This window comes from [Clostridium] saccharolyticum WM1, from assembly GCF_000144625.1.
GTDB classification, from domain to species: Bacteria; Bacillota; Clostridia; order Lachnospirales; family Lachnospiraceae; genus Lacrimispora; species Lacrimispora saccharolytica.
The window spans coordinates 2,894,448-2,920,962 of sequence record NC_014376.1; the positions used below are offsets into that span (position 1 = coordinate 2,894,448).

Below are 26,515 nucleotides of genomic sequence, written 5' to 3' on the forward strand. Positions count from 1 at the left end.
GTGATGCAGGAAATGTTTCAGTTATTTATATAAGCAGTTACAGCCTTATTGGCCTTACGAACCAGATTCTCTTCGTCCATTCGTACCAGTCGGCCTTCTTTTACAACAATCTCTCCGTTTACAACCGTATAGTCCACGCTTCCCTTCAGTCCCACCGTACACAAAACCGACCTTGGGTCAAACTGAGCGCCTATCATATCAATACGGTTTAAATTGACCAGGAAAAAATCCGCCGCCATGCCTGCAGAAATTTCTCCTAAATCCTTCCGGCCCAGCACCCTTGCACTGCCCTTTGTTGCGATTTTCAGCATGTCATATCCGGTAGGTGCTTTCCGGCTGTCATTCAGCCTGTGAAGCAGGTATCCCACTCTCATTTCTTCCAGAAGATTGGAACCGTCGTTGCTGGCGGACCCATCCACAGCCAAACCTACAGGAACAGACAAATGAAGCATTTCCGGTATAGAAGCAATGCCTGAAGACAGCTTCATATTGGAAATGGGACAATGAGCCACACCCGTCTGAGTCCTGGCCAGCAGCCTCCGTTCATCCTCGTTAAAATGAATCCCGTGGGCATACCACACATCGGGACCGATCCAATCCAGACTTTCCATATAGGCCAAAGGCCGCATGCCGAAGTGAGAAAGGGTAAACTGCTCCTCATCCTTTGTCTCCGCCAAATGAGTGTGAAGCCTTACCCCCAGCGTTCTGGCCAGCTTCGCTGTTTCCTTCAAAAGTTCCCCGGTTACACTGAATGGAGAACAGGGAGCCAATGCCACCTGGCGCATGGAATAGGGGCTGCTATCGTGATATTTCTTCACAGCAGCTTCCGAATCCTTTAAGATCTCATCCACCGTCTGGACAACGGAATCCGGCGGCAGGCCTCCGTCCTTCACACTTAAATCCATGCTTCCTCTTGTGGCGTGAAAACGGATGCCAAGGGCCTCCGCTGCAGAAAACTGGGCATCCAGAAGCCCTGTTCCGGCATGCCTTGGGAACACGTAATGATGGTCTAAACAGGTGGTACACCCTGTTTTTAACAGTTCTCCAAGCCCGGTAAGGGAACTGTAATAAACCACGTTCTCATCTACGTGTTTCCAGATTTCATATAAAGTTTTTAACCATGGGAATAATTCCATCTTCTGAACCTGCGGCAAATTGCGGCTGAAGGTTTGATATAAATGATGGTGAGTATTAATAAGTCCCGGATACATCACCATATCAGATGCGTCAATCACATCATCAGCTGTTTGTTCATTGCTGCCGACTTCGGCTATTACTCCGTTTTTTATCAGCACATTCACTCTCTCCAGCAGTCTGTCATCAGCGTCACATGTCACAAGATGTTTTACATTCTTTACAAGCAGGGTTCCTTTCATCATTACCTCCTAGTAATAAATACATAACAAGCTTTGTTTCATAGACTATATGACTGGTGTACTGCCGGCGGTTCGGGTGGCCACGAAACACCCCATACTCTCATCGGTATATATGATACCAGCAGTATGCCGCGTGTTCCCAGCTACGTTTTAAACAGCGATATAGATATGATTTTTTCAAAGAACAATGGATACTCTGTTATTATATTGATTTTCTTTTTATTATTCAATGTTAATTATATAACAATTATCAGAATTATTTTGTATAAATATCACAACTTTATGTTTTTTACAGTAAAAAAGAGGGTACCCCTAAAATATAACCGGACTACCCTCTTCCTCCAATTTTCAGAATTTATAATATTGACAAGTGCATTTTAGCTTTGCGGCACCTAAATTGATCCTTTATTCATATCCTTTAGCATATGATGGATGATTACGATGATAAACGCGGCAAGGAGAGAATTGATAAAACCGCCCATGCTGAAATCTGTTACAAAATAATCGGCGATCATAATCGTCCAGGCATTCACAATAAAACTGAATAATCCAAAAGTCAGCAGACTGGCCGGCAAAGTAATCAACAGAAGAATAGGCTTTAATAGAAAGTTTACTGCTAACAGCACCAATCCCATAATAAGAAGTGCCTGGGTACTGCCAATATAAATTGTGTGTGATACAAATGACAGCAGGTATATGGTTAAAATGATAGATATATATTTTATGAACAATTTCGTCATGATTACCTCCAATTGACATGCTTTACCTGATTATAACTGATACCTTGACTTTGTCAGTTGTGACATCCACAAGCTGATAAGGTTCATCCCCGGCGAAAGAGTCCAGCAGTTTCTTGGTCAGAATAACCAGTGCTTTCACCGAATGAATGGTAATTCGGGAGGATGAACCGGGATCAGGCACCTGCGGTACAAAAAAACATGCGGCAGTCAGTATCTCCTGAAAACAGTCCAATAATTCCTGAAAGACAAACAAGGGAATTGGAAATGGAATACCCAGGAACCTTCGGTTCTCAATTCCAAGCTTGATCCACAAGAAACGGCAGCCCTTAATCGACATATACTCTCACCTTTACCATTGCCTTATGGCCTTCATCCCAGGCCTCCACATCTACGATATTGGGATCATCCAGGGTGCCATTTATAATCTCCTCGATGATTTTTGCAAAATCGATGCTGGATATATCAATCCCCTTTGCTTCCATCTCCCTTCTGGCATCTGCAGGTACCATGGAAGTCATCTTATCAGCGATTTCACTGATGGTGGTCAGTAAACGTAACGGAATATTGACGTTAACATTAACGGAATGGTCATCGGACGTAACCTTTACCTTCAGAAACTTATAGTTTCGTCTTGCTGCTGTTACGGTTTCCACCATCTGTATTGTTTCTGCTTCCTTAGATCCATTAAGAGCTTCCAAAAGCTCCATGCCTTCGGCAGCGGTAATCTGCCCCTTTTCTATCATTTCCAGTATTTTTTGTTGTTCACTCATGGACTGACCCTCCTATTCATTATAGACTTTTAATTCGTTCCGTTGCTTCTTTCGGGGAGATTTCACCCTTAGATAATTGGTCAAGAATTTCATTCCTGGCGGCTGTTTTATCATCATTTTCCTTAGTCACTTCTTTTGATGATATTTCATATCCAAGGCCTTTTATGACCGAATCCAGTTTACCGCGTACCGTGGGGTATGAGATGCCAAGCTCTTTCTCAACATCCTTAATATTCCCGCGGCTTCTAATGAATACCTTGACAAACTCAAGATCCTCTTCCGGAAGGCGGCAGAATTCACAAGGCTGGAAATCTCCTTCAATGACTGTAGAACACTTGGGACATCCTAACCTGGTTATGGAGAGCTTTTCACCGCATACGGGGCATTTGCCCGGAGCTTTGTATTTCATCGTTTTCACCATCCTGTTGTGTTATTTGATTATAATATACAACCTGAAATTAAAAATGTCAATATAGAAATTAATAATATTAATTATAATATTAAAAATATTAATTTTTAATATTATAAATGAAAGGGTATATTTCAATCATATTTTTTTAGAAATGATGTCTGGATTCAATGCATATGATCCTTTCACCTGTTTATTTGATCTCCATACAAAAGGGACGTAAGAGTTTTTACTCTCACGCCCTCAATTTTAGTATTTTCCTTCTCTTTTTTATTTTTAACTATTAAACCTGAAATTTGTTGAAATGGAGCTTTTGATATGGCAGCAAGTCCTCTTCATAGGGCTTTTTTTCCTCCCCAGGATAGCCTACGGCAATCATGCATTCCACACTATATTGCTCAGGTATCCCCAACACTTCTCTGATATATTCTTCCGCTGTTACTTGCTTTGAATGGAATCTTTCTCTTATCTGAATCCAGCAAGACCCCAGATCCAAATCCTGGGCCGTCAATTGAATGATCGCTGCTGCTATGGAAGCATCCTCGATCCAAACATCACTTGATTCTTGATCCGCTATTACTATTATTGCGAAAGGAGCACCTGCTAAAAACTGTGAACCATGATCCTTGCACAAGGAGAGCTGCCGGATCAGTTCCGTATCGGTGACGGCAATAAACTGCCAGGGCCTTATGGACCGTGATGACGGGGATAGCAGGGCACTTTTCAGAATTACGTCCATTTTCTCTTTTTCGACTTCCTTATTTTGAAACTTTCTGATGCTTCTTCTAGATTTTAATCTATCATATAACATAAATTACTCCTTTCTGCTTTATCTACAAGTCAGCCTCTTTAAATTTTCATTTCCTTTGTAAACGTGATAAAAGCTTTGACGAACTGTTCCTCCCTATATCTGCAGATATTTAACGTCGCTTTTGTACTTTTATGTCAGAACCAAATCTCCTTAAACATTTTGATTGCCTTTTCCATTATAATTGAATCGTTTTTGTAGCTACATTTTCACAAAATACTTTATCATGCTCAACAAACAAAATTGTAAGTTCATGCTCAATTAATAATTTCTCAATCTGCATACGGGAAATGACATCAATATAGTTCAATGGTTCATCCCAAATATACAAATGTGCCGGTTCACACAAGCTTTTAGCAAGCAATACCTTTTTCTTCTGTCCTCCGCTAAAATCCTCCATATTCTTTTCAAACTGTTCTCTTGGAAAATCAAGTTTTCTAAGCATCGCTTTCAATAAACTCTCGTCAATACACTGCTTATCTGCATATTCCGATAAATTGCCACATAAATCAGAGGTATCCTGTGAAACATAGGAAATGATCAGGTTATTATTCTTCCTCACAATTCCACTATGGGGAATGTTGTCTCCACAAATTAATTTCAGTATGCTTGACTTTCCGCTGCCGTTCTTTCCTAGAACAGCAATTTTTTCACCTTGTTCTATCGTAAAACTTACTCCTTCACAGACAACTCTGTCATCATATTTAATGGCAACACCGGAAAGCTCTGCCAGCTTTTTTTCATGGAAGACAGGCGGTGATATTTTTAAGCTTTCATTGGATTCAATGTTTTTTAGAAGCCTTGATTTCTCCTCTATCATGGTTTGTTGTCTGGCTTCTATATTCTTAGCGCGCTTCATCATTTTTGCTGCTTTATGTCCGACATATCCTCTATCTAATTTGCTCCCGGAATTAGTTGTTCCATACTTGCTGCTTTCAACGCTGTCTGACCAGGTTGTCGTACGTTTTGCAGCGCTTGAAAGTCTGCGAATGTCCTTCTTCAGTTTTTCATTTTCTGCCAGCTCAAAATTATCCTGTAATTCTTTGTTGTTCCACCATGATGAAAAATTTCCCTTTTGTATTTCAATATTCATTTTATTAATAGATAAAATATGGTCAACGCTATGATCCAAAAAAGACCTGTCATGGGAAATCAAAATGAATCCTTTCTTCTTTTTCAGGTAATTACTTAGCTTCTTCCTGGCTTCCCCATCCAAATGATTGGTAGGCTCATCGATCAGCAAAAAGGAGTTTTCCTTTAAAAACATAGCAGCCAACAGTGCTTTGGTCTGTTCCCCTTTCGATAGCGTAAAAAACTCTCTATATAGAGCATCGCAGTCCATATCTAACAGCGATAGCTCTTTTCCTATCTCCCAATCCAATGAGTCCGGACTAATCTCTCTTATAACATCAATAGTGAAATTGCTTTGTTCCTTCACCTCATAAGGAAAATATTCAAAAACCACATCCGCTGTAATGTTTCCGGAATACTCGTATTTCCCAAGTAAAAGATTTAAAAAGGTGGTCTTTCCTCTTCCGTTTCTTCCTGTAAAACCCAACTTCCAATCGGTATCAATTTGAAAGCTTACATTTTCAAAAATATTATCATAACTGCCTTCATAAGAAAAGGTCAGGTTTGTTACATTTATTAAAGACATATTTTTGTCCTCCTTTGAATTTAATGGCATAAATAACAAAGTCGGAACAATCGGCGACCTTGTTATTACTCCATATAAGCGTCGCCGGCAGCCTCCGACTCTATATGGATCGTATCATGTGTTATAACCATGTCTTTGTCCATCATATAAATTTTCCTCCTTATTCCAATAATAAAAAAATAAAAGCTGCAAGAATCAATTATTCTCACAGCTCATAGATATACCTGGTTAAGTGAATATAATAACATAACACATGTGTATATAATTAGAGAAAAAAGAATCATCTTCTTGCATAAGTACAACAAAATAAACAGAACGAATCTGATTATTATTGCATAAAATGTACTTGAAAAATTAGCAAGAAAAATTAATCATCTTTTCACCTCAATTTAAAATTTTAATCATTGTACAATTAATTGGGGAAAAAGTCAATAAAAAGTTGAAGTTGAATTACTGTTTTCTGTTCCTGATTTCATTCTCTATCAATTCTTTGGATAATTCCATTGCTCTTATAATAGGCGCTAATCGTCTGTATTGAACTGATTCTTTGTCATACTTGTTTTGAGCCTTTCCGGTTTTATGAATGATGGAAAGCACAGGCGGCAGTGCTTTCTCTAAATCAGATTCCGTAAACAAGCCAATTTTACTATTATTTTCTATGAAAGCCTTTGAAATATACAAAGCCTTGATTCTATTCTTTAAGAGCGAATGCTGTGAAGTACCCTCTGCAAATTTAAATTGCATTTTTTCGCACTTAACAATAGTAGAAGAAATCAGCTGTGATGCAGCCTCTAGTTCTTTCTTTGAATTATTATCCATCTGCTTCTCCTTAAACCCCATCCTGGTCCCGCCAGCTTTCATCTGTGTAAAGTTTTAAAAGGCTCATTGCAATGCATTTACAGATTTTTTCTTTCACTTAGAAACCTCCTATCTTCTTATATTTCACGGAAAGAATTAAAAAGAACCGCAAAAGATTAGCCTATGCCAAATCTATTACGGTTCTGCTTCTACGTCTTAAGCGGTTCCTATAAAATGTATTCATAGCTGGTTTCCTTTTAATATAATGCTTTTATCATACTATAGAATAATTAATCTGGCAACGAGTTCACCAAAATTTGTTACTGAGAAAAAAGAGCTGCTGCCTTTAAGATATACCCGCCAACAGCAGCCCTGATAAAATTCAATCCCCTGCAAATTAATATAATATCATTCGATCATAAAACTAGCTACACCAATATTATTTAAAGTAATAACCGGTTTGCACCGGAACGTATCGCAGCACTTTTCAGAGATTCTTACTTTTAAGACATAGCAGCCTTCATAAGGAACCGCAAATTCAAAGCACCCGCAACCGCTAATCTGCACACAGCACAGAAAAACATCCATGTCGTTGCATCTTTTGTATAATTTTACAGTCCATTCATGGAAATTACAGCAGTGGCAGCCCCAGATACATCCCATGATAATACAGGGTTTGATCAGGCATTCCTCACATACAGGGCATGGTTCCGGTTCCGGGCACTCTGCAGGAAATGGCATAGGAATGAAAATATATTCCTTTTTCTGTTCCGGGCAGGCTGGGCATTCCGGGCAGGCTGGGCATGGCTCTGGCTTCGGACATTCCGGGCATGGCTCTGGTTTTGGGCATGGGACCGGCGGCGGACAGGGAATAGGAGGCGGGCACGTCGGGCAAAGCTTCGGAGGCGGACAGGGCGTGGGGGCAGGACACTCCGGGCAGGGCTTTGCCGGAGGACAGGGTGTGGGGGCCGGGCACTCCGGGCAGGGCTTTGCCGGAGGACAGGGTGTGGGGGCCGGGCACTCCGGGCAGGGCTTTGCCGGAGGACAGGGCGCGGGGGCCGGGCACTCCGGGCAGGGCTTTGCCGGAGGACAGGGCGCGGGGGCCGGGCACTCCGGGCAGGGCGCGGGAACCGGGCACTTCGGGCAGGGCTCCGGGGGCGGACAGGGCGTGGGGGCTGGGCAGGGTTCCGCCGGAGGACAGGGGGCGGGGACTGGACATTCCGGGCATACCAAAACAGGCTGCTCCTCCCTTCCCGGTAATATCTGAGGTACTTCCGGAACCGGTGCTAGGGCTTGACATATCACACCTCCCACAAAAGGAAAATAATGAAATTCAAAACCGCTGTTAGCATTTACGGCAAAAGCTCCTAAGGCCGCATTACCGCTTACATGGCCGCCTGTAGAATGTGCATGGAACATCGCCTGGGGTGCCAGTATGCTGCCCCAGATATCAGAGGATTTTTCCATATAAATATTCGTCGCATCCTCAAACACATACAAGGTTTCATTGGCTTTGCTTCTTTCCCCATAAACACCATATTGCAAATGGGCATTTGCTCCCGTTCTCAACCTTACAATAACCGTACTTCCTTGCGGAACTTCTGCACGTATTCCTTTGTTGATTAAACCATTTGGCCTTACATCAATAAGAAATACATTCTGTACCGGATCATTGCCCATTAAAATCCATTCGTAATTATTATCCACGACTCTTCCATTAGGAGCTAAATCTTCGATACAGTTTTTGTAGTATCCGATGCTTTCCCTGGCATCATTAAAAAATCCTGGTAAGTTTGCACCAATCCTGCTTGCAGGTATATATCTTGGCACATCATAACTGGAAACCACATAATGATTCCCTTGATCCGATGGGGTCCAATATTGGCTGCCTCCGCTGGCCTGGTACAAAAACTTTAGTTCCTGAATCCCATTGGATGTACCATCTTTTCCGATTAAATAGGTGCTTCCCTTGGCTGCCCGGAATCCACCGCCGACCACCACATGACCGATAACAACCAAAGGGCCGTTCATTGATACATTACCGCCAACTAAAAAGCGTACTAAATCCGGGGAATAATTGGCTTCTCTGTAACCGCTGTCTCTGGCAAATCCAACACTCAGGCCTCTTGGGCTGTAAAAACTTCCCCCTATCGCAACAGGCCCTTCAACATCGATAATGTTATTGGCATCGTTAAATACAATCACATTAAATCTGGAGGCAAGACCAAAAGGCTGGCCTTCAATATTATACCAGTTTATATCATCAAAAGGTATTCCTGCACTTGCCATTGCTTCATCACTATAACTGATATTGTCCATATAAACTCCTGCATACTGCTTGAATAGCAACGCATTTTTATTCTCAATTCAGTTTATTCGAATGAAAAAGGTTCTGTGCAGTTTTTTATGCATTCAGTCGGAATTTTATAATAACTTTCGGAAGTTATTCAACATTGGTGATCAATGTGTCACTTCATTTCATCTGTTCCATTTTATCCAATGCTTCCGTAACCTTCAATCGCTTCCCGCAAATCATTGTATTTTTCATGGCTTCCAGAACCAATGGACCTTTCCCGTTAAGTATTTCAATATAGGTCAGGGTATCTTGTATGGTTATTATTCCGATGTCCTCTGCCTTGACACCTTCCAGATTGGAAATGACTCCAACAAAATTGGCCGCTCTGAGCTTCTTTTTCTTTCCGCCATTGAAACGTAATTTCATAATCTCTTTGTTTAACTGATCACTTTTCCTTTTTTTAATCGGAGGGACCGCATTCATTTTTTCATCAAAGGAAGGCTTTTGAACGGAAACCTCCTCCTTGGCGGGTTTCGGTAATTCCTGAATGCTAAACCCGATCAACTCCTGGATGTCATGCAAATATCTGGTTTGTGCAGGATCCAAAAAGGAAACGGCCTTCCCTTTTTGACCTGCACGCCCTGTCCTTCCTGGACGATGAACATAGTTTTCCTTATCCAAGGGAATGTCATAGTTAATAACCATTGAAATAGTTTCAATGTCGATCCCTCTTGCAGCTAAATCTGTGGCTATTAAATAGCGGTACTCTCCTCTTTTAAATCCCTTGATTGATGATAAGCGGTCAGCCTGTTCCATGCCGCCATGCATTTTATTACAAGGATAGCCGAAATTCTTCAGACGTTCACATACTATATCCACCCGGTCCTTTGTACTGCAAAAGATCATACAGCTGTCCGGTTTTTCTACAATCATAACATCATTAAGCAATTCAAATTTGTCTTCTTCCTTGACATAATAAAGAAAATGATCAATGTCAGAGGTTGTAATATTGGCCTCGCTGACATCGATATTTATAGGATCTCTCATATAATCCAATGACATATTTTTTACTTCCTGGGGCATGGTAGCAGAAAACAACATTGTCATCCGTTCCATAGGCAGCTCTTTCATAATTGCCTCCACCTGTTTTATAAATCCCATATCCAGCATCCGGTCCGCTTCATCAATTACCAAATAGTTGATCTTAGTTAAGGGTAAGGTACCTTTCTTTATATGATCCATAACACGCCCCGGAGTACCAACAACTACATGTGTTTTCTGCTTCAACTCTGCTTTCTCCATAGAAAATGAGTGCCTTCCATAGATCGCCGCTGCTTTTAGCCGTTTAAATCTGCCTATATTGGTAAAATCTTCTTTCACCTGAACAGCGAGTTCCCTTGTCGGAGTAAGAATGAGCGCTTGCGGTTTATTTTCAAGCCATTCAATTAATTCGCATATTGGTATTGCGTATGCAGCTGTTTTGCCGCTTCCGGTCTGTGCTTTGACCATAAGATCATTTTTTTCTAAAGCGGCTGGAATGACTCTGGCCTGAACTTCCGTAGGTATATCATACCCCAGACCTTTAAGTGCCTTTCCAATATCCTCACTGATGATATAATTACGAAAACTTTTCATATCCCTATCCAAACCTCTCTTTTAATATAAAAACAGTGTCATAACAAAAAAGATCCGCCACGCACTCCGGCCTTGATTTATCTTACAGATTCTTCTATTATGCATTTGCTATTATGACATGCATTTGATATCATGTAATCTGTAGGTATATTCAAAGCGTCAGAATCGCTGACGCTTTGATTCATAGATTAAAAATAGATAGATAAAAAGGTGGAAGCAAAAATGGATAATCAAGAGCAAAAGCACCAGCGCCGTCCCAGATATCAAGGTACTCACCCAAAAGCTTTTAAAGATAAATACAAGGAACTTCAGCCGGAGTTATATGCTGATGCTGTGGCAAAGATAATTCAAAAAGGCAACACGCCTGCTGGTATGCATCGTTCCATATGCGTGAAGGAAATATTAGATTTCTTACAAATCACACCTGGACAAACTGGATTAGATGCAACCTTAGGCTATGGCGGACATACGTTAGAGATGCTTAAATGCTTAAATTCTAAGGGACATTTGTATGCCACTGATGTGGATTCTATAGAATTGCCCCGAACAAGGGAGCGTTTGGAACACTTAGGTTATGGCTCAGAAATTTTAACAATCAGGCAAACAAACTTTTCCAATATCGATCAGATTACTTCCGAATCAGGACCATTGAATTTTATTTTGGCTGATTTGGGAGTCTCTTCCATGCAAATAGACAATCCTGAAAGAGGATTTTCTTTTAAGACAGAGGGACCATTGGACTTAAGGCTAAATCCTTCGAAAGGCATCTCTGCAGCGGATCGCCTGAAAACGATTTCACAAGAGGAGTTACATGGGATGTTATTAGAAAACGCAGACGAGCCTCATGCCGCTGAAATCGCTGGTGCCATTGTAACCGCTATAAAAAAAGGAACAGACATTACAACAACAAGCCAGCTCCAACAAATTATTCAAGATGCGCTGAAATTCATTCCAGAAAAAGAAAGAAACAATGAAATTAAAAAATCCTGCCAAAGAAGCTTTCAGGCACTGCGAATCGATGTCAATAACGAATTCGAAGTGCTGTACGAATTCTTAGAAAAACTTCCTGCTGCCCTGGCGGAAGGCGGGCGTGTTGCTATCCTTACGTTTCATTCCGGGGAGGATCGTCTCGTTAAAAAATCCTTTCAGCGCTTCTATCGGGAAGGGGTCTATAAGGAAATAACGCCTGAAGCGATACGGCCTTCAGCAGCTGAATGCAGCTCCAATAGCCGTGCCCGATGTGCTAAATTACGCTGGGCTATAAAATCTTAATGGAAATGGGGGAAGCCATTACCGAAACCTACTGCCCGTTTCGGTCAGGCTTCCCAAACGCAGAAACTTGAAGAATCATTTATATGATATAGTTGTCCTTATAATCACTCTTTTTCATCAGATCAGCAATGGTTACCCCGTCCAAATATTCATTAATCAGTTTATTTAAGCCCTCCCATAAGTCAATGGTCTGGCATTCAGGGGATCTTGAACAGTTGTTGTTTTCTCCGTCCAGACAGGCTACAGGAGCAAGGGATCCTTCCGTAAGCCTCAATATGCTGCCAATGGTATAGCTTTCCGGGTCCTTTGCCAGTTTATAGCCGCCGCCCTTTCCTCTTAATGAAACAAGCAGATTGTTTTTGCTCAATATCGAGACTATGGCTTCCAGATACTTTTCTGATATTTCCTGCCGTTTCGCGATGTCCATCAAAGTAATATATTCTCCATTATTATGTTCCGCCAGATCTATCATAAGCCGAATCGCATAACGGCCTCTTGTTGAAATTTTCATTGTCATAACCTCCTTATACATAATTTACCACATGGTTAATATGCGAATCAAGTGTTATTTCAAACCATATCCTTGAAACCGTCCGTAGAATGATGTTAAAAATAGCACTGGCCGGTGAAAAGCATAACTTCCGCATTCATGGAATATATGATATAATTAAGCTTCAGAATACAGCAGGACTGAACCTAATATATTTTCTTCGCCAATACCAATCTTAAGAAAGCCATATCATGTCAAGGAGGCCTTTTGAATGTCGCAGATAACAAAGCGGGCTCTGGAAACCTCGCTTAAACATCTTTTGTTACAAAAACCGCTGAACAAAATCACCATATCAGACATTGCAAATGATTGCGGAATCAATCGAATGACCTTTTATTATCATTTCAAAGATATTTATGATTTAATTGAATGGATTTGCAAGGAAGAAACGGCAAGAGCAATTAACGGTAAAAAAACTTATGAGACCTGGCAGCAAGGTTTTTTGCAAACATTTCAAATGGTTCTTAAGAATAAACCATTTATTTCAAATGTTTATCATTCCATCAGCAGAGAAAAAATCGAAGACTATTTTTATGCAATCACATTTGACTTGTTAATGGGAGTTGTAGAGGAAAAAGCAGCGGGCATGTCCGTTGCGGAAGCAGATAAAAAATTTATTGCCAACTTTTACAATTTTGCCTTTGTTGGCTTACTTCTGGATTGGATCAAAAAGGACATGCGGGAGGACCCTCAATTAATAATTGATCAGGTCAGCGCTTTGATTTATGGAGATGTATCAAGGGCCTTAAACAGGTATCATGTTAACCGGTCTAATCAAATCACACAAAATGATTAAAAACTTTACAATATTGCCGTCATGATGTGATTCTTAACAAAACAGTTATATTGATGATTGTAATAATCTCAATAAATAATATACTGGTGAGTGTCAAGACAATCAAATAATCATGGAGGTAATTACTATGTATTATTCTAAAGGAAATTATGAATCACTGGCTCGGCCGGAAAAGCCAAAAGATGTTGACGGGAAATCAGCCTATCTCATTGGTTCAGGTCTTGCCTCACTGGCTGCCGCAGCTTTTCTTGTTCGTGACGGACAGATGGAAGGCAAACGAATCCATATTTTAGAGAAAGATTCACTGGCAGGCGGTGCCTGCGATGGATACAAATATGAAGATGTGGGATATGTGATCCGCGGCGGACGCGAGGTAGATAACCGCTATGAGTGCTTATGGGACTTATTTCATTCCATTCCGTCGCTGGAAACGGAAGGTGCCAGTGTGCTTGATGAGTTCTATTGGCTCAATAAGCATGACCCGAACAGTTCCCACATGCGTGCAACCGTAAATCGCGGCGAAGATGCCCGCACGGACGGCAAGTTTGCTTTGTCAGACAAAGGCATGCAGGAGATTATGAGACTATTCTTCACACCGGATGAGGCTCTGTATAACCGGCGTATTTCTGAAGTATTCAGCAATGAGGTTTTGAATTCAAATTTCTGGCTGTACTGGCGTACCATGTTTGCTTTTGAAAATTGGCATAGTGCACTGGAAATGAAACTGTATATCAAACGATTTATTCACCATATTGGCGGTATGCCTGATTTTACAGCCGTCCGGTTCACTAAGCTCAATCAGTATGAATCCATGATTCTGCCCTTAGTCAAGTATTTAGAAACCCATGATGTACAGTTCCATTACGGGACCAAGGTGGAAAATATCATATTTGATACCCAAAATGATAAAAAAGTGGCAACTTGCATTGAAGTTATCCGTAATAATACGAAAGAGCACATTGATCTGACTGCAAACGATCTGGTATTTATCACCAACGGCGGCTGCGTGGAAAACTCCTCGATCGGCAGCCAAAACGCTCCTGCATCTTTCAGCTATGAAATCAAACCAGGCGGCGGCTGGGATATGTGGCGCAAAATCGCGGCTCAGGACCCGTCCTTTGGACACCCGGATAAGTTCTGCTATGATGCAGAGCAAAGTAACTGGATGTCTGCAACCGTGACGACCCTTGACAACCGTATTCCTCCTTACATCCAGAAAATATGCAAACGGGATCCCTTTAGCGGCAAGGTGGTTACCGGCGGCATCGTAACCGTTAAGGATTCTAACTGGCTGCTTAGCTGGACTTTTAACCGTCAGCCTCATTTCCGCAATCAGCCGAAAGATCAGTTAGTTGGCTGGATTTACGGTTTATTTACTGACAAGCCCGGCAATTTTGTCAAAAAGCCCATGCGTGAATGCACGGGCAAGGAAATCTGTATGGAGTGGTTGTATCACATCGGGGTTCCGGTAAATGAAATTGAGGATATGGCAGAGCGCAGCGCTAACACGGTACCCTGTATGATGCCTTATATTACAGCATTCTTTATGCCCCGCGAAGCAGGTGACCGCCCTGATGTTATTCCGGCAGGCAGCGTAAACTTTGCTTTTCTCGGTCAATTTGCAGAGACAAAACGGGATACGATTTTTACCATTGAATATTCCGTCCGAACCGCTATGGAAAGTGTTTATACGCTTTTGGATATTGACCGGGGGGTACCCGAAGTCTGGGGCAGCACATATGATGTTCGTGATCTGCTAAATGCCACTTCAAAATTAAGCGATGGCAAAAGAATCACAGATCTAGAACTTGATCCCAATGCAAAAGCCGTACTGAAAGAGACTCTCAAGAAGATTGCTGGTACAGATATAGAAAAACTGCTTAAAGAATATCAGTTAATATAAAGCTCTATAAAACACGTTCGATTTTGTACTGTATCTCAAAATCGAACGTGTTTTTTCAGTTGGAGCAATTCTATACAAGAGCTCCGCCGCCATCTACGATGATGAACTGGCCTTGAACATAACTGGAACTATCGCTGGAAAGATAGAGAACCGTACCATTTAATTCCCCTCTTCTTCCAGGGCGTCCTGCCGGGTTCAATGTGTTATACTGGGTCAGAAATTTTTCTGACTTAAATAAGGTTTCACTCGTCATTTCACTTTCAAAAAGAGCAGGCCCAATGGCATTCACTGTGATACCATATTTTGCATAGGAAGCTGCCATACCTCTTGTCAAGCCAACCACTGCAGCTTTGGAGGAATTATAGGAATGTCTGATAAATACATCAAATTTATCTGCAACTACAGCATTTACGGATGCAATATTAATAATTTTACCATAGCCTCTTTCCTTCATTTGCGGAAGTACATATTTGCTTGCTAAAAAGATTCCTTTCACATTTGTATCAAAGGATTTATCCCAATCCTCCACTGACATACTGTCTACTCCGCCATGAACAGCAACTCCTGCATTGTTTAACAAAATATCTATGTGTCCGAAGGTATCAAGCACGGTTTGTACCGCTGCTTTTACACTTTCCTCATTTGTGACATCACAGCCAACTGCAATTACCTTACTGCCTGTTTTCTCAATTTCTGCTTTTACCCCATTCAGCTTATCTATACGTCTTGCCAGCAATGCAACATCTGCCCCGGCTTTTGCATAAGCAAGTGCCGCATCTGCACCAAGCCCTGAACTTGCTCCTGTGACTACTGCTACTTTTCCGGTTAAGTCAAAAAGATTTTCCATTTATTAATATCCTTTCTATTTATTATGAAGTCAAAGCGGATATCCGCAACCCGCTTCGCTGCTTCCTTGATAAGGTTAAATACGGCCTGTTTCCATAAATGCCGTACGGTCATAGCGACCGGTTAACAAAAATGGAATGATATCATTGGCTTCTAATTTTTCTACTAAATTCAGTTTATGTACCAATAAGCTGTTCTTTGAATAAGCACCGCCTATTATGGTGTTGACCGGAAGCTCTGCCCATGGGTCATCCATACTTGATTTTAATTGGAGGGTTGCAATCCCCGGCTCCCATGATTGATAATTATATTCGCATTGATTCATAAGCAATGCTCCGCTTTGAAAATGAGATACTCCGTTTTCATCGGGTATCCGGTCAAAATGGAAATAGAACCCGCCTCCAAATGTCTGCTTACCTGCTGCAGGGTATTGATAGAGAGCAGCCATCATAGGATTGTTATATTCGCCTAATTTCACAGTTGCATCCACAAGCTGTGTTCCTCTTCTCGTTACTCCTGCTGTTACCGTATCGCCATTTCTTCGGATGACAAATTCTCCTCCCAGTTTCTTTGGAATGCTTCCGTTATCACGGCCGCATTGTACTGCCATCTCAGCACCGGGTCCGCCAAGTACCAGACCCATGGTATATAAGCCAAGTGACTTACCGTAGGTGGCATAGACCCCCAAAATTGCTTCATAGTAGTCATCTGCAAATGTCGGGTTATTAACATGACAGATGGATAAGGTGACTACAGGCATAGAAAATGGTTTCAATGGAGGAGGCAGTAACCGTACGATTGCTTCCGGGTCAGTAAGATAACTTATGTAGAGTCCCTCCTGATTATCCATGAGAGATATCTTTCCGAAGTTTTGTATTTCATCTTTGGAAACACAAAAGCTTGGAACTTTTTGTTTTTCCGTAAATAACTGACTACCTGCTTCATAGCCCGTACGTACTGCAGGTGCGATCGCACCATCTTTTAAGGCACTTCCTACCACCCTCACCTCTGCCCCCTTTGCTTCCAATTCAGAAACCAAAGATTGATCCGGTCTGAATCCTAGAGAAAGTACGACCGCATCTGCAGATACCTTTACTTCTGTATGATCATCCAACCGTTCCAGTACTATGCCATCAGCTTTGATCTCTTTTAAGGAATGTCCCAGCAGATAATCCGCACCTGATTTAGCCAGGCGACCACAGACATCCGCTACATTGGTATGGTTTGCATTGGGGGCAGGTTTATCAAGCATATCAATAATGGTAACCTGATTTCCCTCTTCACATAGATATTCCGCCGTCTCAAGTCCTGTAAGCCCAGCACCGATCACCGCTACTTTTTTCCCTTTCATTGCTGATTTACCGGACAGCACCGATTCCACCGTAAATACGTTGTTGCCCTTTATTCCGGGGATTTTTCCGGGAATAATGGACGCAGAGCCTGTCGCAAGAATGACTGCATCTGGTTTATATTCCATAATCCTATCAGCGGTTGCTTCCGTATTTAACCTTACTTCTACTCCAAGCCGCTTGAATTCACCGTCATAGTAATCAGCGATCCACTGCATACGTTCCTTTAACGGCGGTTTCCTGGCAAGATTAACAGTTCCTCCAAGTTCACTTTGACGGTCAAGCAAGGTTACTTTTACTCCGCGAAGGGCAAGGGTTTGTGCTGCGCACATTCCAGCCGGTCCGCCGCCCACTACAACGGCAGTATGTCCTTGGATATCGTGAACAAGATTCCCATATTTCCGTTCTCTTGCATATCTGGGGTTTAGTGCGCATTCCGGAGGTAAACCGGCAGCGTTATATTCATTCAGGCTTTCAAAGCAGCGCAGACAGGAGATGCATTTACGCAGCTCATCTTCTCTTCCTTCCAGTACTTTTTTCCCCCACTCTTCATCGGCATTCCAGGAACGTCCCATGGAAATAAAATCTACTACCCCTTCTTCCAGGAATTTTTCCGCCACTGCAGGCTCTCGAAATACGGATACACCGATCACAGGTATTTTTACTTGATTTTTTACTGCCAAAAGCATGTCATGTCTCCAACCCTGAGGAAAAGAAATTGGTTCTATGCAGGTCATGCCTGTTTCATATAATCCACAACTGATATCAATAAAATCAATCCCAGCCTGTTCCAAAGCCATGGCTATTTTTACACCATCCTGAACATGAATATACTCTTCTGTCACACCTGTCTTATCCAGGAATTCTTCTACACTTAATCGTACACCTATTGGGAAATCCGGTCCACATTCCCTCCGTATTCCATGGATGATTTCAATGATCATTCTCAGGCGGTTTTCGAAACTCCCGCCGTATTCGTCTTCTCTTTTATTGGTATAAGGAGACAGAAACTGATGCAGCAGATATCCATGGGCTGCATGTAATTCCACGCCGTCGCAACCTGCTTTTTGGACTCGGACTGCGCCTTCTATAAACTGCAAAATCAATTGTTTGATTTCTTCTATGGTAAGGGCACGTGTTTCCTGTTTCACTAATTTACAAGGAACAGGGGATGGCGCAACTACCGGCTGTCCCCCAATCAGTGCAGAAACCGTTTCACGTCCCGGATGATGCAGCTGTATCAATATCTTGCTGCCATGCTTATGTACGGCTTTGGCAAGCTCAGCCAGTGGTCCGATATGCCTGTCTTTTGTGACGGACAGCTGTCTCATAAGTCCTGCTCCATGCTTATCATTGATACGTGTAATCTCTGGTATGATGATTCCTGCACCGCCAACTGCTCTTGCTTCATAAAAAGCAATCATATCTTCCGACGGAGTTCCATCAAGGTTTGCAAGTCCGCACCCCATTGGTGACATGACCAAGCGATTCTTGATCCTAACCTTTCCAATATTTCCAGCTTCAAATAATTTGTTATACATGTTCCCCTCCTGTTATACTCCTATAAAAAATCACCTGCATCTGGCGTTCGCCTTCATAATGCCATAAGAATACGTTAAAATCAGAAATTTAACAACGTGTATGATAAATGATAGAAATTTGACAATTTGTTTACGATGCACTATAGTGAAATTATATTTTAAACATATTATTTCTGGATTGGGGGAGGCTATGACATTTGCAAAGCTGATAGAAAAAATCTCTGATGAATATTCCATTGAACTCCTGTCACAAGGAGAAGATACTGAAATACAGGATGTTGCTTTGATTGACAGCAGGCATGAACCTGCGAACAGGAGTACGCTTTACTTTGGTTATGATAAACAATTAAAACATGCAGGTTCCGTTCCATCCCAATGCATCGTTGCACGCACGGATCCTGCAGCGCCGCCCCTTTCCACTGGGGGGAATATTGCTTTGGTAACAGAGGACTCTTTATTTCCCATATTCAACGATGCAAAAGCTTTGATTGAAGCGACTCGCAAAGGAATCTTCGAGGAACTTACTGCTCTCGCAGATAAAACCCATAGCATTGAGGCCGTGATAGATGCTGCCTCTGTAAGGCTTGGAAATTCTTTGCTGTTCTGTGATATGAACTTTAAAATCATTGCTGCGTCTTCCTCTGTTCCTGTCCTTGATCCTCTTTGGATTGAGAATACAAAGCAGGGATACTGCTGCTATGAATTTATCAGTGAAGTAAAAAAATTAAAATCCATTCGCAACGCTTCCCAGACTACAGCCGCCATAGAAGTCACCTGCAACAAATCCCCTTACCGGAAGTTAAGCTGTAAGGTTTTTCACAATCAGACCCAAATCGGTTTTTTATTGTTGATTGAAGGAGAGAACAATGTTCTTCCTTCCCATTTTGAAATGCTAAGCACAACAAGCCATGTGATCAGCTACACCATTTCCTACTATACATGGGACCTGTTTGAAAAAAACAGCCTTTATCATAAATTATTATATGATATGCTGATTGGAGCGCCTTCCAAGGATCTTATGCCAAGATTGGCAGAACTTCAGTTTCCTGCAAAAATGCTGGTTTTATTCATTCGTCCTGCAAGATATCCCGGTCAGCCGTACTTAAAAAATATGATATGCAAGAAATTGAAAATACAGATTCCGGGCACCCATGTCACTTATCATAAAAACGGTATTGTTGCTGTTATTCCCTTGAAAGAAGATAGGGATATAGAGATTGAATTACTGGAACAACTGAAATACTTTTCCCAAAAGGAACACTTACGAATCGGAATCAGTCATTCATTTTCCAGCATTGAAAATTTTGTAAGCCACTATGAACAAGCTCATGCCGCTTTGGAGCTGGGTCATAAACGAAACCCTAAAGAACTTGTATTCCTCTATCAAAATTATCAGATCTTTGATTTGCTTTCGGAAGTAAAGAATCCTGATAAAATAAGGCGGTTCTGCCATCCGGCTCTGGCAGTACTCAATCAGTATGACCACGAAAATAATTCGCAGCTATATAAGACCTTATGTGTCTTCCTAGAAAAAGGTTGTAACATAAAATTAACCTCAGAAAGTCTCTATATCCACCGAAATTCTCTAGTTTACCGGTTAAACCGTATCACAGAAATAAGCCGTGTTGACCTTTCAGACATTAACACACGTTTCCTGCTTCGGCTTTCTTTTCTCATAGACCGGTATCATGAACTGAAGAAAAGCTTGGAATAACAGCCGGTATCTGCATCGATAAAAGCCCGCAGGCTTCATGGAAAACCTACGGGCTTACTGCGTTTCATTGACCTTACATTGTCTTTCTTACACCGTTTCCGGCTATCTCATATCCGTCAACCACCGTGCTTCTGGCTAGTAAACCATCCTCATTGAAATAATACCATGGGCACTTGTGCACAGAGTCGCAAAAATCAAAAGCAACGACAGATGCTTGCGCTGATGCGGCTCCAGAATGATATCCAAGTTTCATCATTTCAGCTTAACGAAGTATCCTGTGGACAAATGCTTTATGATATCCGGTTCCTATGGACAGATAAAATATTTCGGGAATATTGCTAATTACATTTCTCCGGCAAAGGTAATTAATTTACGGAACGATTCTTCAAAATGCTGGTCGTCTTCCTGGGTTCTTTTTCTTGGCCGATATAAATGATCTTTTGATTTTGCCCTTCTGGCGGCTTTTGCCAGGTGTCGTTCCATAAGCAGCTGATTTATGTTATCATTGGTATACCATCTTCCGGACTGATGAATCGCATATGCATCTTTCCCCAGTGCCATCGCTGCCACACCATAATCCTGTGTTACCACAATATCACCCGGACTGCACAGGTTTACCAATGCAAAATCAACTGCATCAGCCCCTGCGCCGATAATCTTTATATCGCTGTAATCAGACTGCAGCACATGATTGGTATCACATAAAAGACATACTTTTATCTTATATTCTTCAGCTACCCTTTCCACAATACGAACTACCGGGCAGGCGTCTGCATCCACATAAATCACCATTTGTTTTTTCTCCTCTTCATGCCTGCAAAAAAGGTATTATTCTACTTCCTGTATTGAGTAATGTACCTCAATGTGGTCACTCATAAAATAGGTGTCATCACCATCCGGAAGCTTCCAGGTTACACGAACCCTACCCGGCTGAAAGAAACCATTCTGTTCTTTGTAATCAGAATAAGTTACATACCACGGTACCAGAGAGCTGCCTTTCCCGTTATCGTCCATATACCGGTCATTGGTATCAAATCGTGTGATGTTGCCCTTATTGTCAAACGTAAATCTTCCTTTCGCATTAACGCCCTTCCATGAAATCTCCCCTTCAACGGTGTAGCTGTCTATGGCTGTCCATGACACATATTCCTGTAAAAACAAAGATGGCATATACACTGCGTCTGCCAGCGCCGTTATCAGCTGGCCCTGGTCCATTTCTGCACCTGTAGACCGGAAAAGCTGGAATTGCTTGGCAAGCATACCTGTCAAAGATCCGAATCCGTCCAACACACTGTCTTTGGCCTGCACTGGAATACCACCAATTCGTCCGGTCAGGAAAGCATGCCGGTCCGGTCTGTCTGCAAAGTTAACCTGCATGAATTTAATTTTAATTGGCCGTTTTCCTGCTGACATACGAAACTTAGTATTGTGAAAATATATGAGCATATTATTCATGAAAGGCTTTCCCATATAACCACCATTGGTGATGTGCTGACGGAGCAGTGCAGGCAGTTTTGCAACATGCTCTTCTGTAAATATATCCTGTGTGCTTCCTTGTCTATTTGTTTCGGCCAAAGATCTTTTCACGTCTGTCAGATATTGCTTCCAAAGTCTGCCTCCTGGCAATGCCAAATACATTCCAATGATTGCCAGTGCAATCAAAACGATCGTCATCCAAAGCATTTGTTCCACCTCTTATCCCAATTACATTTGTTCCATGAATTCTAATTACTATGGCTAAGACCAAATTTTTATATCAATAGTCCAGCAGTTAAGATAATAACGGTTCAGATAGATTCATTCTAATCTGTTTTTCCAGTTTACACAAGTACTTAAGCAAAAGGAATAATAGAGATTTTTTAACTGGAACGTATCTAAGAACGGGCAATGGCCGCTAACTATTTCTATCTTTGTTAGCGGCCACTTCTTACAGAGTTCTGATATCGCTTAATCTGCTTCTTAAATCAAAAATCTTCTCCTGGATCATACAGATTGTGTTTCTAAAAACCTCATCGTCTTTTCCGGTTGGATCTTCCAGTCCCCAGTCCTCCCGATGCTTACACGGCAGATGGGGACAGGCCACATGACACCCCATTGTGACAACTATGTCCACCGGTGGCAGATCCGACAACAGCTTTGAATATTGTGTCTTTTCCATATCAATATTATAAATTTGTTTTATCAGTCTTACTGCGTCCTGGTTCATCTGCGGCCTGGTTTCTGTTCCGGCAGAATAACATTCAAACACATCTCCTGCTAAGTGCCTGCACAGAGCTTCGGCCATCTGGCTGCGGCAGGAATTATGAACGCAGATAAATGCAATCTTTACCATACTCTCAGGTCCTTCCTTTAAATACTAAGTAATTTTTCTCCTTTAATTTCGTCCGCACTCCACTGAATGACCGCAAAATTCCCCTTGGAAATATCATCTACCTTATTGATCCATTGGATTTCATGGCTTGCTTTTGCCTTTAACAGCCGGTTCGTGGTTTCTGTGGCATAAAGGGAAGAATTAATTACCCACCATTTAACAGTTATTTCAGCCCGTTCCAAGTCCTCCTCTAATCTCATTGCCTCAAACACAGGAGTAGTTTCTGCCAGTGTCACAATAATTACTTCTGTTTCCTCTGCGTTACGAAGTCTTGGTAGTAGCTTTTTTACAGATTCCGGGATATCTCCCTGGGTACGTTTTACTTCCTTATGGTAGCTTTGGGTAGAGTCCAACAGTAATAGTGTATGCCCGGTGGGTGCCGTATCTATTACCACAACCTGATCTTCTGCATTTTCAACAATCTCGGCAAAGGCACGGAAAACTGCAATCTCCTGAGTACAAGGGGATCGTAAATCTTCTTCTACATAAGCAACATCATCCTCTGACAAGGTTTCTCTTGCCTTTGCAAGGACCTCCTGCTGATATCGGAGCAGTTCTTCCTTCTCATTAATATGGCTCATTGTGATTCCGCTAGGATCTTCCATAACAAACTTCAGGTGAGCTGCCGGATCCGTGGTTGTCAAGTGTACGTTTACCCCTTTCGCTGACAATCCCATTGCAATCGCGGCAGCAATCGTAGTTTTGCCTACTCCGCCTTTACCCATAGTAAAAATAACCTTCTTACCACTTTCATATAAATCATCTACCACATGATTCAGAGTTGGTATATCTTGCGCTTTTAATTCCGCATGAACTAAATTGAAATTATCTTTCACCAATAAATTCCGTACATTCTCCAAACCGGTAATATTATATGCGCGGAGCGGCACATAATATTGCTTCAGCCTTTTCAGTTCCTCCGGCATTTGTACCAATGCCTTTTGCTGCTTTTGATACAGGCTCTCAGATATCGGATCATCATAGGAATTTAATACACCATTTACAATCATTATCTGATTACTGACACCAATATCAGAAAGTTCTTTCGCAGCACGCACAGCTTCTTTTAACGGTGCAGTTTCCGGCCTTGAAACCAGAAGCAAGGTTGTCATATCACCGCTTGCCAGGGTGCTGACTGCCTTTTTATATATTTCTTTTCTGCTCTCCAACCCGGAAAGCTGACCAAGACAGGAAGCACCATGGGTACTTTCACTGATAAAATTGCTCCATGCAGAAGGTAGTTGCAGCATGCGGAGAGTATGACCGGTGGGTGCCGTATCAAATATAATATGGTCATACTCTTCCTTAGCCTTTTCATCCGTTATAAAATTCGAAAATTCATTAAATGCTGCTATTTCAACCGTACAGGAGCCGGAAAGCTGCTCTTCCATATTTTTTAAAACGGATTCCGGCAATTTCCCCCGGTATGGTGCCATCACGCTCTCACGATAATCTGCCGCAGCTTTCAGAGGATCGAGATTCGCTACCATAAGTCCGGGGACATCCCGAATCGGCGTTCCTTTACCAGTCAGTTCCATACGGAACACATCCTGTAAATTGGAAGCCGGATCTGTACTAACGAGCAACACCTTTTTACCAAGATCTGCAAGGGTTACTGCAGACGCACAGGCTGTTGATGTTTTCCCAACACCGCCTTTGCCTGTAAAAAAGAGGTATTTTGTTAATTGGACCTTATTTAAATCAAATAACTGCACTAACAGCAACCTCCCTTGCAACAGCATCCACCTTCATTTTGAGGTTCTTCCCCTAAATACCCTTCTGGTATTCCCAGCATCTCCATAATTTCCCCATTGGTTGGATACGCCTTGGTTTTAACAATCTTTCCATCCACCACCGTTGCAGGCAAAGCGTCCACTCCCTCTTTCATAATCAACTGATTTATCTCTGCACAATCAATAAATGCCTGGGGATTGCTATTCAGATTATATCTTTGAATTTTTACATCTTGTTTTTTTAAGCTGTTAACAACTGTTGAAATTCTGAGTAACTCCGGATCGACGCTAACACCGCATACACCAGTTTCGCAGCAAAGAGCTGGTTCATAAATAGACATTGTTTTCATAATAGATTCTCTCCTCCTAAATCATTTTTAAATGCTTAATTTTATACGGTAACCATCATACGGAAACCGCTGCTTACTTCTTTCCAATCATTTTTTTCCATTGTTTAAGTTCAAGGATCACTTTTCAAACCAGCCTTTCGTACCATTTGCTATTTTAACTAACATCAGCATAACCGGAACCTCCACCAGTACGCCAACAATGGTAGCCAATGCCACCGGAGAGGTTGCCCCAAAAAGTGAAATTGCAACCGCTACAGAAAGCTCAAAAAAGTTCGAGGCCCCGATCATTCCGGCGGGAGCTGCAATTTGATATGGCAGCTTTAAAGCCTTACAGGTGATATAAGCAATAAAGAAAATGAAAAATGTTTGAATAATAAGCGGTACTGCTATCAAAACAATATGCAATGGATTTTTTAAAATAACATTTCCCTGAAATGAAAAAATTATAATAAGAGTCAGTAATAAGCCCATAATCGTTACATTGTTGAATTTGGGAATAAACTTTGAGATGAAATATTTTTCCCCTTTATTCTTCACCACAAATGTTCTTGTCAGGATACCTCCGATAAGCGGTATCACAACAAACAGTACTACGGAAAGCAGCAACGTATTCCAGGGTATGGAAACACCTCCAACCCCCAGCAAAAATGCTACAATCGGAGTAAATGCAACCAGAATAATCAAGTCATTGGTTGCCACCTGAACGACTGTATATGCTGGATCACCTTTTGTTAAATGACTCCATACAAATACCATTGCCGTACATGGTGCTGCTCCAAGCAAAACTGCCCCTGCCAGATAATCCTTTGCCAGTTCTGGAGAAATAAACCCTCTAAATACCACGAAAAAAAAGAAACCTGCAATTCCAAACATGGTAAAGGGCTTAATCAACCAGTTTGTTACCCATGTAACAAATAATCCTTTGGGGTTCTTCCCCACATTTTTAATACTGGAAAAATTTACCTTCATCATCATCGGATAAATCATCAGCCATATGAGTACAGCAATAGGAGCAGATACCTGCGCATATTCAAATTTACCCAAAAATGCCGGAATTCCAGGAAGAAACTTTCCGGTTAAAACTCCCGTCACCATGCAGAGAATTACCCATAAACTAAGATATCTTTCAAAAAAACCAATTCCCTGCTCCTTATTCTTTTCCACAGCAGCAATTCCCTCCTTTACAGATACAATCTTCTTTACTGGATGTTATGGAACACAGGAATTTTTTAAAATCCTGTACTACATGATCATTCAGGGAATAGTACATCCATTTCCCCTCTTTCCGTGCATTTGTCAAACCACAGTCACAAAGTATTTTCATATGATGAGACAGAGTCGGCTGCGTAATGTTAAATTTCTCCAGTATCTTACAGGCACATAGCTCACCACAGGAAAGCATATCTACGATCATGATTCTGTTTACATCAGATAAAGCCTTGAATAATCCAACATGCTCATTATATTTATCCATTATTTTCACCTCACATAGATAATTATCTATATGTTATTATATGCCAACACATAGATAAATGTCAATATATTTTTAAAATTATTAAAAAAGGACTTTTGCCTAATCATATATACTTTCCTTTGAAAGC

24 protein-coding genes are annotated in these 26,515 nt (G+C 41.5%); 4 read left to right on the plus strand and 20 right to left on the minus strand.

What is annotated here, in order from left to right:
* Nucleotides 1-17: 17 nt before the first annotated feature.
* The 10 genes from CLOSA_RS13395 to CLOSA_RS13440 all read right to left on the minus strand — a co-directional run bounded on the left by CLOSA_RS13395 (nt 18) and on the right by CLOSA_RS13440 (nt 10,489).
* Nucleotides 18-1,376 (minus strand): 8-oxoguanine deaminase, encoded by a 1,359-nt coding sequence (locus tag CLOSA_RS13395; protein ID WP_013273305.1) that lies wholly within the window; start codon nt 1,374-1,376, stop codon nt 18-20.
* Nucleotides 1,377-1,768: 392 nt separating this feature from the next.
* Nucleotides 1,769-2,116 (minus strand): phage holin family protein, encoded by a 348-nt coding sequence (locus tag CLOSA_RS13400; protein WP_013273306.1) that lies wholly within the window; start codon nt 2,114-2,116, stop codon nt 1,769-1,771.
* A 22-nt stretch (nt 2,117-2,138) separates the two neighbouring features.
* Nucleotides 2,139-2,453 carry a hypothetical protein gene (locus tag CLOSA_RS13405; RefSeq protein WP_013273307.1) on the minus strand — a complete coding sequence of 105 codons (315 nt, stop codon included), beginning with the start codon at nt 2,451-2,453 and terminating at the stop codon, nt 2,139-2,141.
* Nucleotides 2,443-2,886, minus strand: coding sequence for an SHOCT-like domain-containing protein (locus CLOSA_RS13410; protein WP_013273308.1), 444 nt, complete (start codon nt 2,884-2,886; stop codon nt 2,443-2,445). The genes CLOSA_RS13405 and CLOSA_RS13410 overlap by 11 nt, the downstream gene beginning before the upstream one ends.
* Before the next feature lie 19 nt (nt 2,887-2,905).
* Nucleotides 2,906-3,295: a DUF2089 domain-containing protein gene (locus tag CLOSA_RS13415; protein ID WP_013273309.1), complete on the minus strand. Its 390-nt coding sequence runs from the start codon at nt 3,293-3,295 to the stop codon at nt 2,906-2,908.
* A gap of 283 nt (nt 3,296-3,578) precedes the next feature.
* Nucleotides 3,579-4,106 carry a nitroreductase family protein gene (locus CLOSA_RS13420; RefSeq protein WP_013273310.1) on the minus strand — a complete coding sequence of 176 codons (528 nt, stop codon included), beginning with the start codon at nt 4,104-4,106 and terminating at the stop codon, nt 3,579-3,581.
* A gap of 175 nt (nt 4,107-4,281) precedes the next feature.
* Nucleotides 4,282-5,760: an Lsa family ABC-F type ribosomal protection protein gene (locus CLOSA_RS13425; protein WP_013273311.1), complete on the minus strand. Its 1,479-nt coding sequence runs from the start codon at nt 5,758-5,760 to the stop codon at nt 4,282-4,284.
* Nucleotides 5,761-6,210: 450 nt separating this feature from the next.
* Complete coding sequence (locus tag CLOSA_RS13430; protein ID WP_041709226.1) at nt 6,211-6,579, minus strand: hypothetical protein; 369 nt, start codon at nt 6,577-6,579, stop codon at nt 6,211-6,213.
* Nucleotides 6,580-6,966: 387 nt separating this feature from the next.
* Nucleotides 6,967-8,877 (minus strand): collagen-binding domain-containing protein, encoded by a 1,911-nt coding sequence (locus CLOSA_RS13435; protein WP_013273313.1) that lies wholly within the window; start codon nt 8,875-8,877, stop codon nt 6,967-6,969.
* A gap of 154 nt (nt 8,878-9,031) precedes the next feature.
* Nucleotides 9,032-10,489, minus strand: coding sequence for a DEAD/DEAH box helicase (locus CLOSA_RS13440; RefSeq protein WP_013273314.1), 1,458 nt, complete (start codon nt 10,487-10,489; stop codon nt 9,032-9,034).
* 222 nt (nt 10,490-10,711) lie between these two features.
* Between CLOSA_RS13440 and rsmH the strand changes: the two genes are divergently transcribed.
* Nucleotides 10,712-11,761, plus strand: a complete 1,050-nt coding sequence (rsmH, locus tag CLOSA_RS13445) for a 16S rRNA (cytosine(1402)-N(4))-methyltransferase RsmH (RefSeq protein WP_013273315.1) — start codon at nt 10,712-10,714, stop codon at nt 11,759-11,761.
* Between the two features lie 79 nt (nt 11,762-11,840).
* On the opposite strand, the gene CLOSA_RS13450 is transcribed toward rsmH, so the two are convergent.
* Nucleotides 11,841-12,272, minus strand: a complete 432-nt coding sequence (locus tag CLOSA_RS13450; protein ID WP_013273316.1) for an RrF2 family transcriptional regulator — start codon at nt 12,270-12,272, stop codon at nt 11,841-11,843.
* A 250-nt stretch (nt 12,273-12,522) separates the two neighbouring features.
* Between CLOSA_RS13450 and CLOSA_RS13455 the strand changes: the two genes are divergently transcribed.
* Entirely contained in the window at nt 12,523-13,107 is a 585-nt protein-coding gene (locus tag CLOSA_RS13455; RefSeq protein WP_013273317.1) for a TetR/AcrR family transcriptional regulator, read from the plus strand.
* Between the two features lie 127 nt (nt 13,108-13,234).
* Nucleotides 13,235-15,010: an oleate hydratase gene (locus CLOSA_RS13460; RefSeq protein ID WP_013273318.1), complete on the plus strand. Its 1,776-nt coding sequence runs from the start codon at nt 13,235-13,237 to the stop codon at nt 15,008-15,010.
* Nucleotides 15,011-15,080: 70 nt separating this feature from the next.
* Here CLOSA_RS13460 and CLOSA_RS13465 read toward each other — a convergent pair whose 3' ends face one another.
* Nucleotides 15,081-15,857: an SDR family NAD(P)-dependent oxidoreductase gene (locus CLOSA_RS13465; RefSeq protein WP_013273319.1), complete on the minus strand. Its 777-nt coding sequence runs from the start codon at nt 15,855-15,857 to the stop codon at nt 15,081-15,083.
* A gap of 75 nt (nt 15,858-15,932) precedes the next feature.
* Nucleotides 15,933-18,746, minus strand: coding sequence for an oxidoreductase (locus CLOSA_RS13470; protein ID WP_013273320.1), 2,814 nt, complete (start codon nt 18,744-18,746; stop codon nt 15,933-15,935).
* 190 nt (nt 18,747-18,936) lie between these two features.
* Between CLOSA_RS13470 and CLOSA_RS13475 the strand changes: the two genes are divergently transcribed.
* Nucleotides 18,937-20,460, plus strand: a complete 1,524-nt coding sequence (locus CLOSA_RS13475; RefSeq protein ID WP_013273321.1) for a PucR family transcriptional regulator — start codon at nt 18,937-18,939, stop codon at nt 20,458-20,460.
* 342 nt (nt 20,461-20,802) lie between these two features.
* On the opposite strand, the gene CLOSA_RS13480 is transcribed toward CLOSA_RS13475, so the two are convergent.
* The 7 genes from CLOSA_RS13480 to CLOSA_RS13510 all read right to left on the minus strand — a co-directional run bounded on the left by CLOSA_RS13480 (nt 20,803) and on the right by CLOSA_RS13510 (nt 26,388).
* On the minus strand, nt 20,803-21,252 hold the full coding sequence (locus tag CLOSA_RS13480; RefSeq protein WP_013273322.1) for a YaiI/YqxD family protein: 450 nt from the start codon (nt 21,250-21,252) through the stop codon (nt 20,803-20,805).
* Between the two features lie 36 nt (nt 21,253-21,288).
* Entirely contained in the window at nt 21,289-22,143 is an 855-nt protein-coding gene (locus tag CLOSA_RS13485; protein WP_013273323.1) for a DUF6544 family protein, read from the minus strand.
* Nucleotides 22,144-22,387: 244 nt separating this feature from the next.
* A complete protein-coding gene (locus CLOSA_RS13490) occupies nt 22,388-22,792 on the minus strand; it encodes an arsenate reductase ArsC (protein ID WP_013273324.1) in 405 nt (134 codons plus the stop codon).
* Between the two features lie 17 nt (nt 22,793-22,809).
* On the minus strand, nt 22,810-24,546 hold the full coding sequence (arsA, locus tag CLOSA_RS13495; protein WP_013273325.1) for an arsenical pump-driving ATPase: 1,737 nt from the start codon (nt 24,544-24,546) through the stop codon (nt 22,810-22,812).
* Entirely contained in the window at nt 24,546-24,914 is a 369-nt protein-coding gene (gene arsD / locus CLOSA_RS13500) for an arsenite efflux transporter metallochaperone ArsD (RefSeq protein ID WP_013273326.1), read from the minus strand. The genes arsA and arsD overlap by 1 nt, the downstream gene beginning before the upstream one ends.
* 117 nt (nt 24,915-25,031) lie before the next feature.
* Entirely contained in the window at nt 25,032-26,078 is a 1,047-nt protein-coding gene (gene arsB / locus CLOSA_RS13505; protein WP_013273327.1) for an ACR3 family arsenite efflux transporter, read from the minus strand.
* Nucleotides 26,065-26,388 carry an ArsR/SmtB family transcription factor gene (locus CLOSA_RS13510; RefSeq protein WP_013273328.1) on the minus strand — a complete coding sequence of 108 codons (324 nt, stop codon included), beginning with the start codon at nt 26,386-26,388 and terminating at the stop codon, nt 26,065-26,067. The genes arsB and CLOSA_RS13510 overlap by 14 nt, the downstream gene beginning before the upstream one ends.
* Nucleotides 26,389-26,515: the final 127 nt, after the last annotated feature.

What these genes read in the sequence shown, in the direction of transcription:
- CLOSA_RS13425 (WP_013273311.1), bottom strand. Translation starts at nt 5,760, where the DNA reads ATGTCTTTAATAAATGTAACAAACCTGACCTTTTCTTATGAAGGCAGT.
- CLOSA_RS13435 (WP_013273313.1), bottom strand. Translation starts at nt 8,877, where the DNA reads ATGGACAATATCAGTTATAGTGATGAAGCAATGGCAAGTGCAGGAATA.
- CLOSA_RS13400 (WP_013273306.1), bottom strand. Translation starts at nt 2,116, where the DNA reads ATGACGAAATTGTTCATAAAATATATATCTATCATTTTAACCATATAC.
- CLOSA_RS13440 (WP_013273314.1), bottom strand. Translation starts at nt 10,489, where the DNA reads ATGAAAAGTTTTCGTAATTATATCATCAGTGAGGATATTGGAAAGGCA.
- arsD (WP_013273326.1), bottom strand. Translation starts at nt 24,914, where the DNA reads ATGAAAACAATGTCTATTTATGAACCAGCTCTTTGCTGCGAAACTGGT.
- CLOSA_RS13465 (WP_013273319.1), bottom strand. Translation starts at nt 15,857, where the DNA reads ATGGAAAATCTTTTTGACTTAACCGGAAAAGTAGCAGTAGTCACAGGA.
- CLOSA_RS13415 (WP_013273309.1), bottom strand. Translation starts at nt 3,295, where the DNA reads ATGAAATACAAAGCTCCGGGCAAATGCCCCGTATGCGGTGAAAAGCTC.
- CLOSA_RS13490 (WP_013273324.1), bottom strand. Translation starts at nt 22,792, where the DNA reads ATGGTAAAGATTGCATTTATCTGCGTTCATAATTCCTGCCGCAGCCAG.
- CLOSA_RS13460 (WP_013273318.1), top strand. Translation starts at nt 13,235, where the DNA reads ATGTATTATTCTAAAGGAAATTATGAATCACTGGCTCGGCCGGAAAAG.
- CLOSA_RS13450 (WP_013273316.1), bottom strand. Translation starts at nt 12,272, where the DNA reads ATGAAAATTTCAACAAGAGGCCGTTATGCGATTCGGCTTATGATAGAT.
- CLOSA_RS13410 (WP_013273308.1), bottom strand. Translation starts at nt 2,886, where the DNA reads ATGAGTGAACAACAAAAAATACTGGAAATGATAGAAAAGGGGCAGATT.
- CLOSA_RS13485 (WP_013273323.1), bottom strand. Translation starts at nt 22,143, where the DNA reads ATGCTTTGGATGACGATCGTTTTGATTGCACTGGCAATCATTGGAATG.
- CLOSA_RS13455 (WP_013273317.1), top strand. Translation starts at nt 12,523, where the DNA reads ATGTCGCAGATAACAAAGCGGGCTCTGGAAACCTCGCTTAAACATCTT.
- CLOSA_RS13475 (WP_013273321.1), top strand. Translation starts at nt 18,937, where the DNA reads ATGACATTTGCAAAGCTGATAGAAAAAATCTCTGATGAATATTCCATT.
- CLOSA_RS13480 (WP_013273322.1), bottom strand. Translation starts at nt 21,252, where the DNA reads ATGGTGATTTATGTGGATGCAGACGCCTGCCCGGTAGTTCGTATTGTG.
- CLOSA_RS13420 (WP_013273310.1), bottom strand. Translation starts at nt 4,106, where the DNA reads ATGTTATATGATAGATTAAAATCTAGAAGAAGCATCAGAAAGTTTCAA.
- CLOSA_RS13395 (WP_013273305.1), bottom strand. Translation starts at nt 1,376, where the DNA reads ATGAAAGGAACCCTGCTTGTAAAGAATGTAAAACATCTTGTGACATGT.
- CLOSA_RS13405 (WP_013273307.1), bottom strand. Translation starts at nt 2,453, where the DNA reads ATGTCGATTAAGGGCTGCCGTTTCTTGTGGATCAAGCTTGGAATTGAG.
- rsmH (WP_013273315.1), top strand. Translation starts at nt 10,712, where the DNA reads ATGGATAATCAAGAGCAAAAGCACCAGCGCCGTCCCAGATATCAAGGT.
- CLOSA_RS13430 (WP_041709226.1), bottom strand. Translation starts at nt 6,579, where the DNA reads ATGGATAATAATTCAAAGAAAGAACTAGAGGCTGCATCACAGCTGATT.
- CLOSA_RS13510 (WP_013273328.1), bottom strand. Translation starts at nt 26,388, where the DNA reads ATGGATAAATATAATGAGCATGTTGGATTATTCAAGGCTTTATCTGAT.
- CLOSA_RS13470 (WP_013273320.1), bottom strand. Translation starts at nt 18,746, where the DNA reads ATGTATAACAAATTATTTGAAGCTGGAAATATTGGAAAGGTTAGGATC.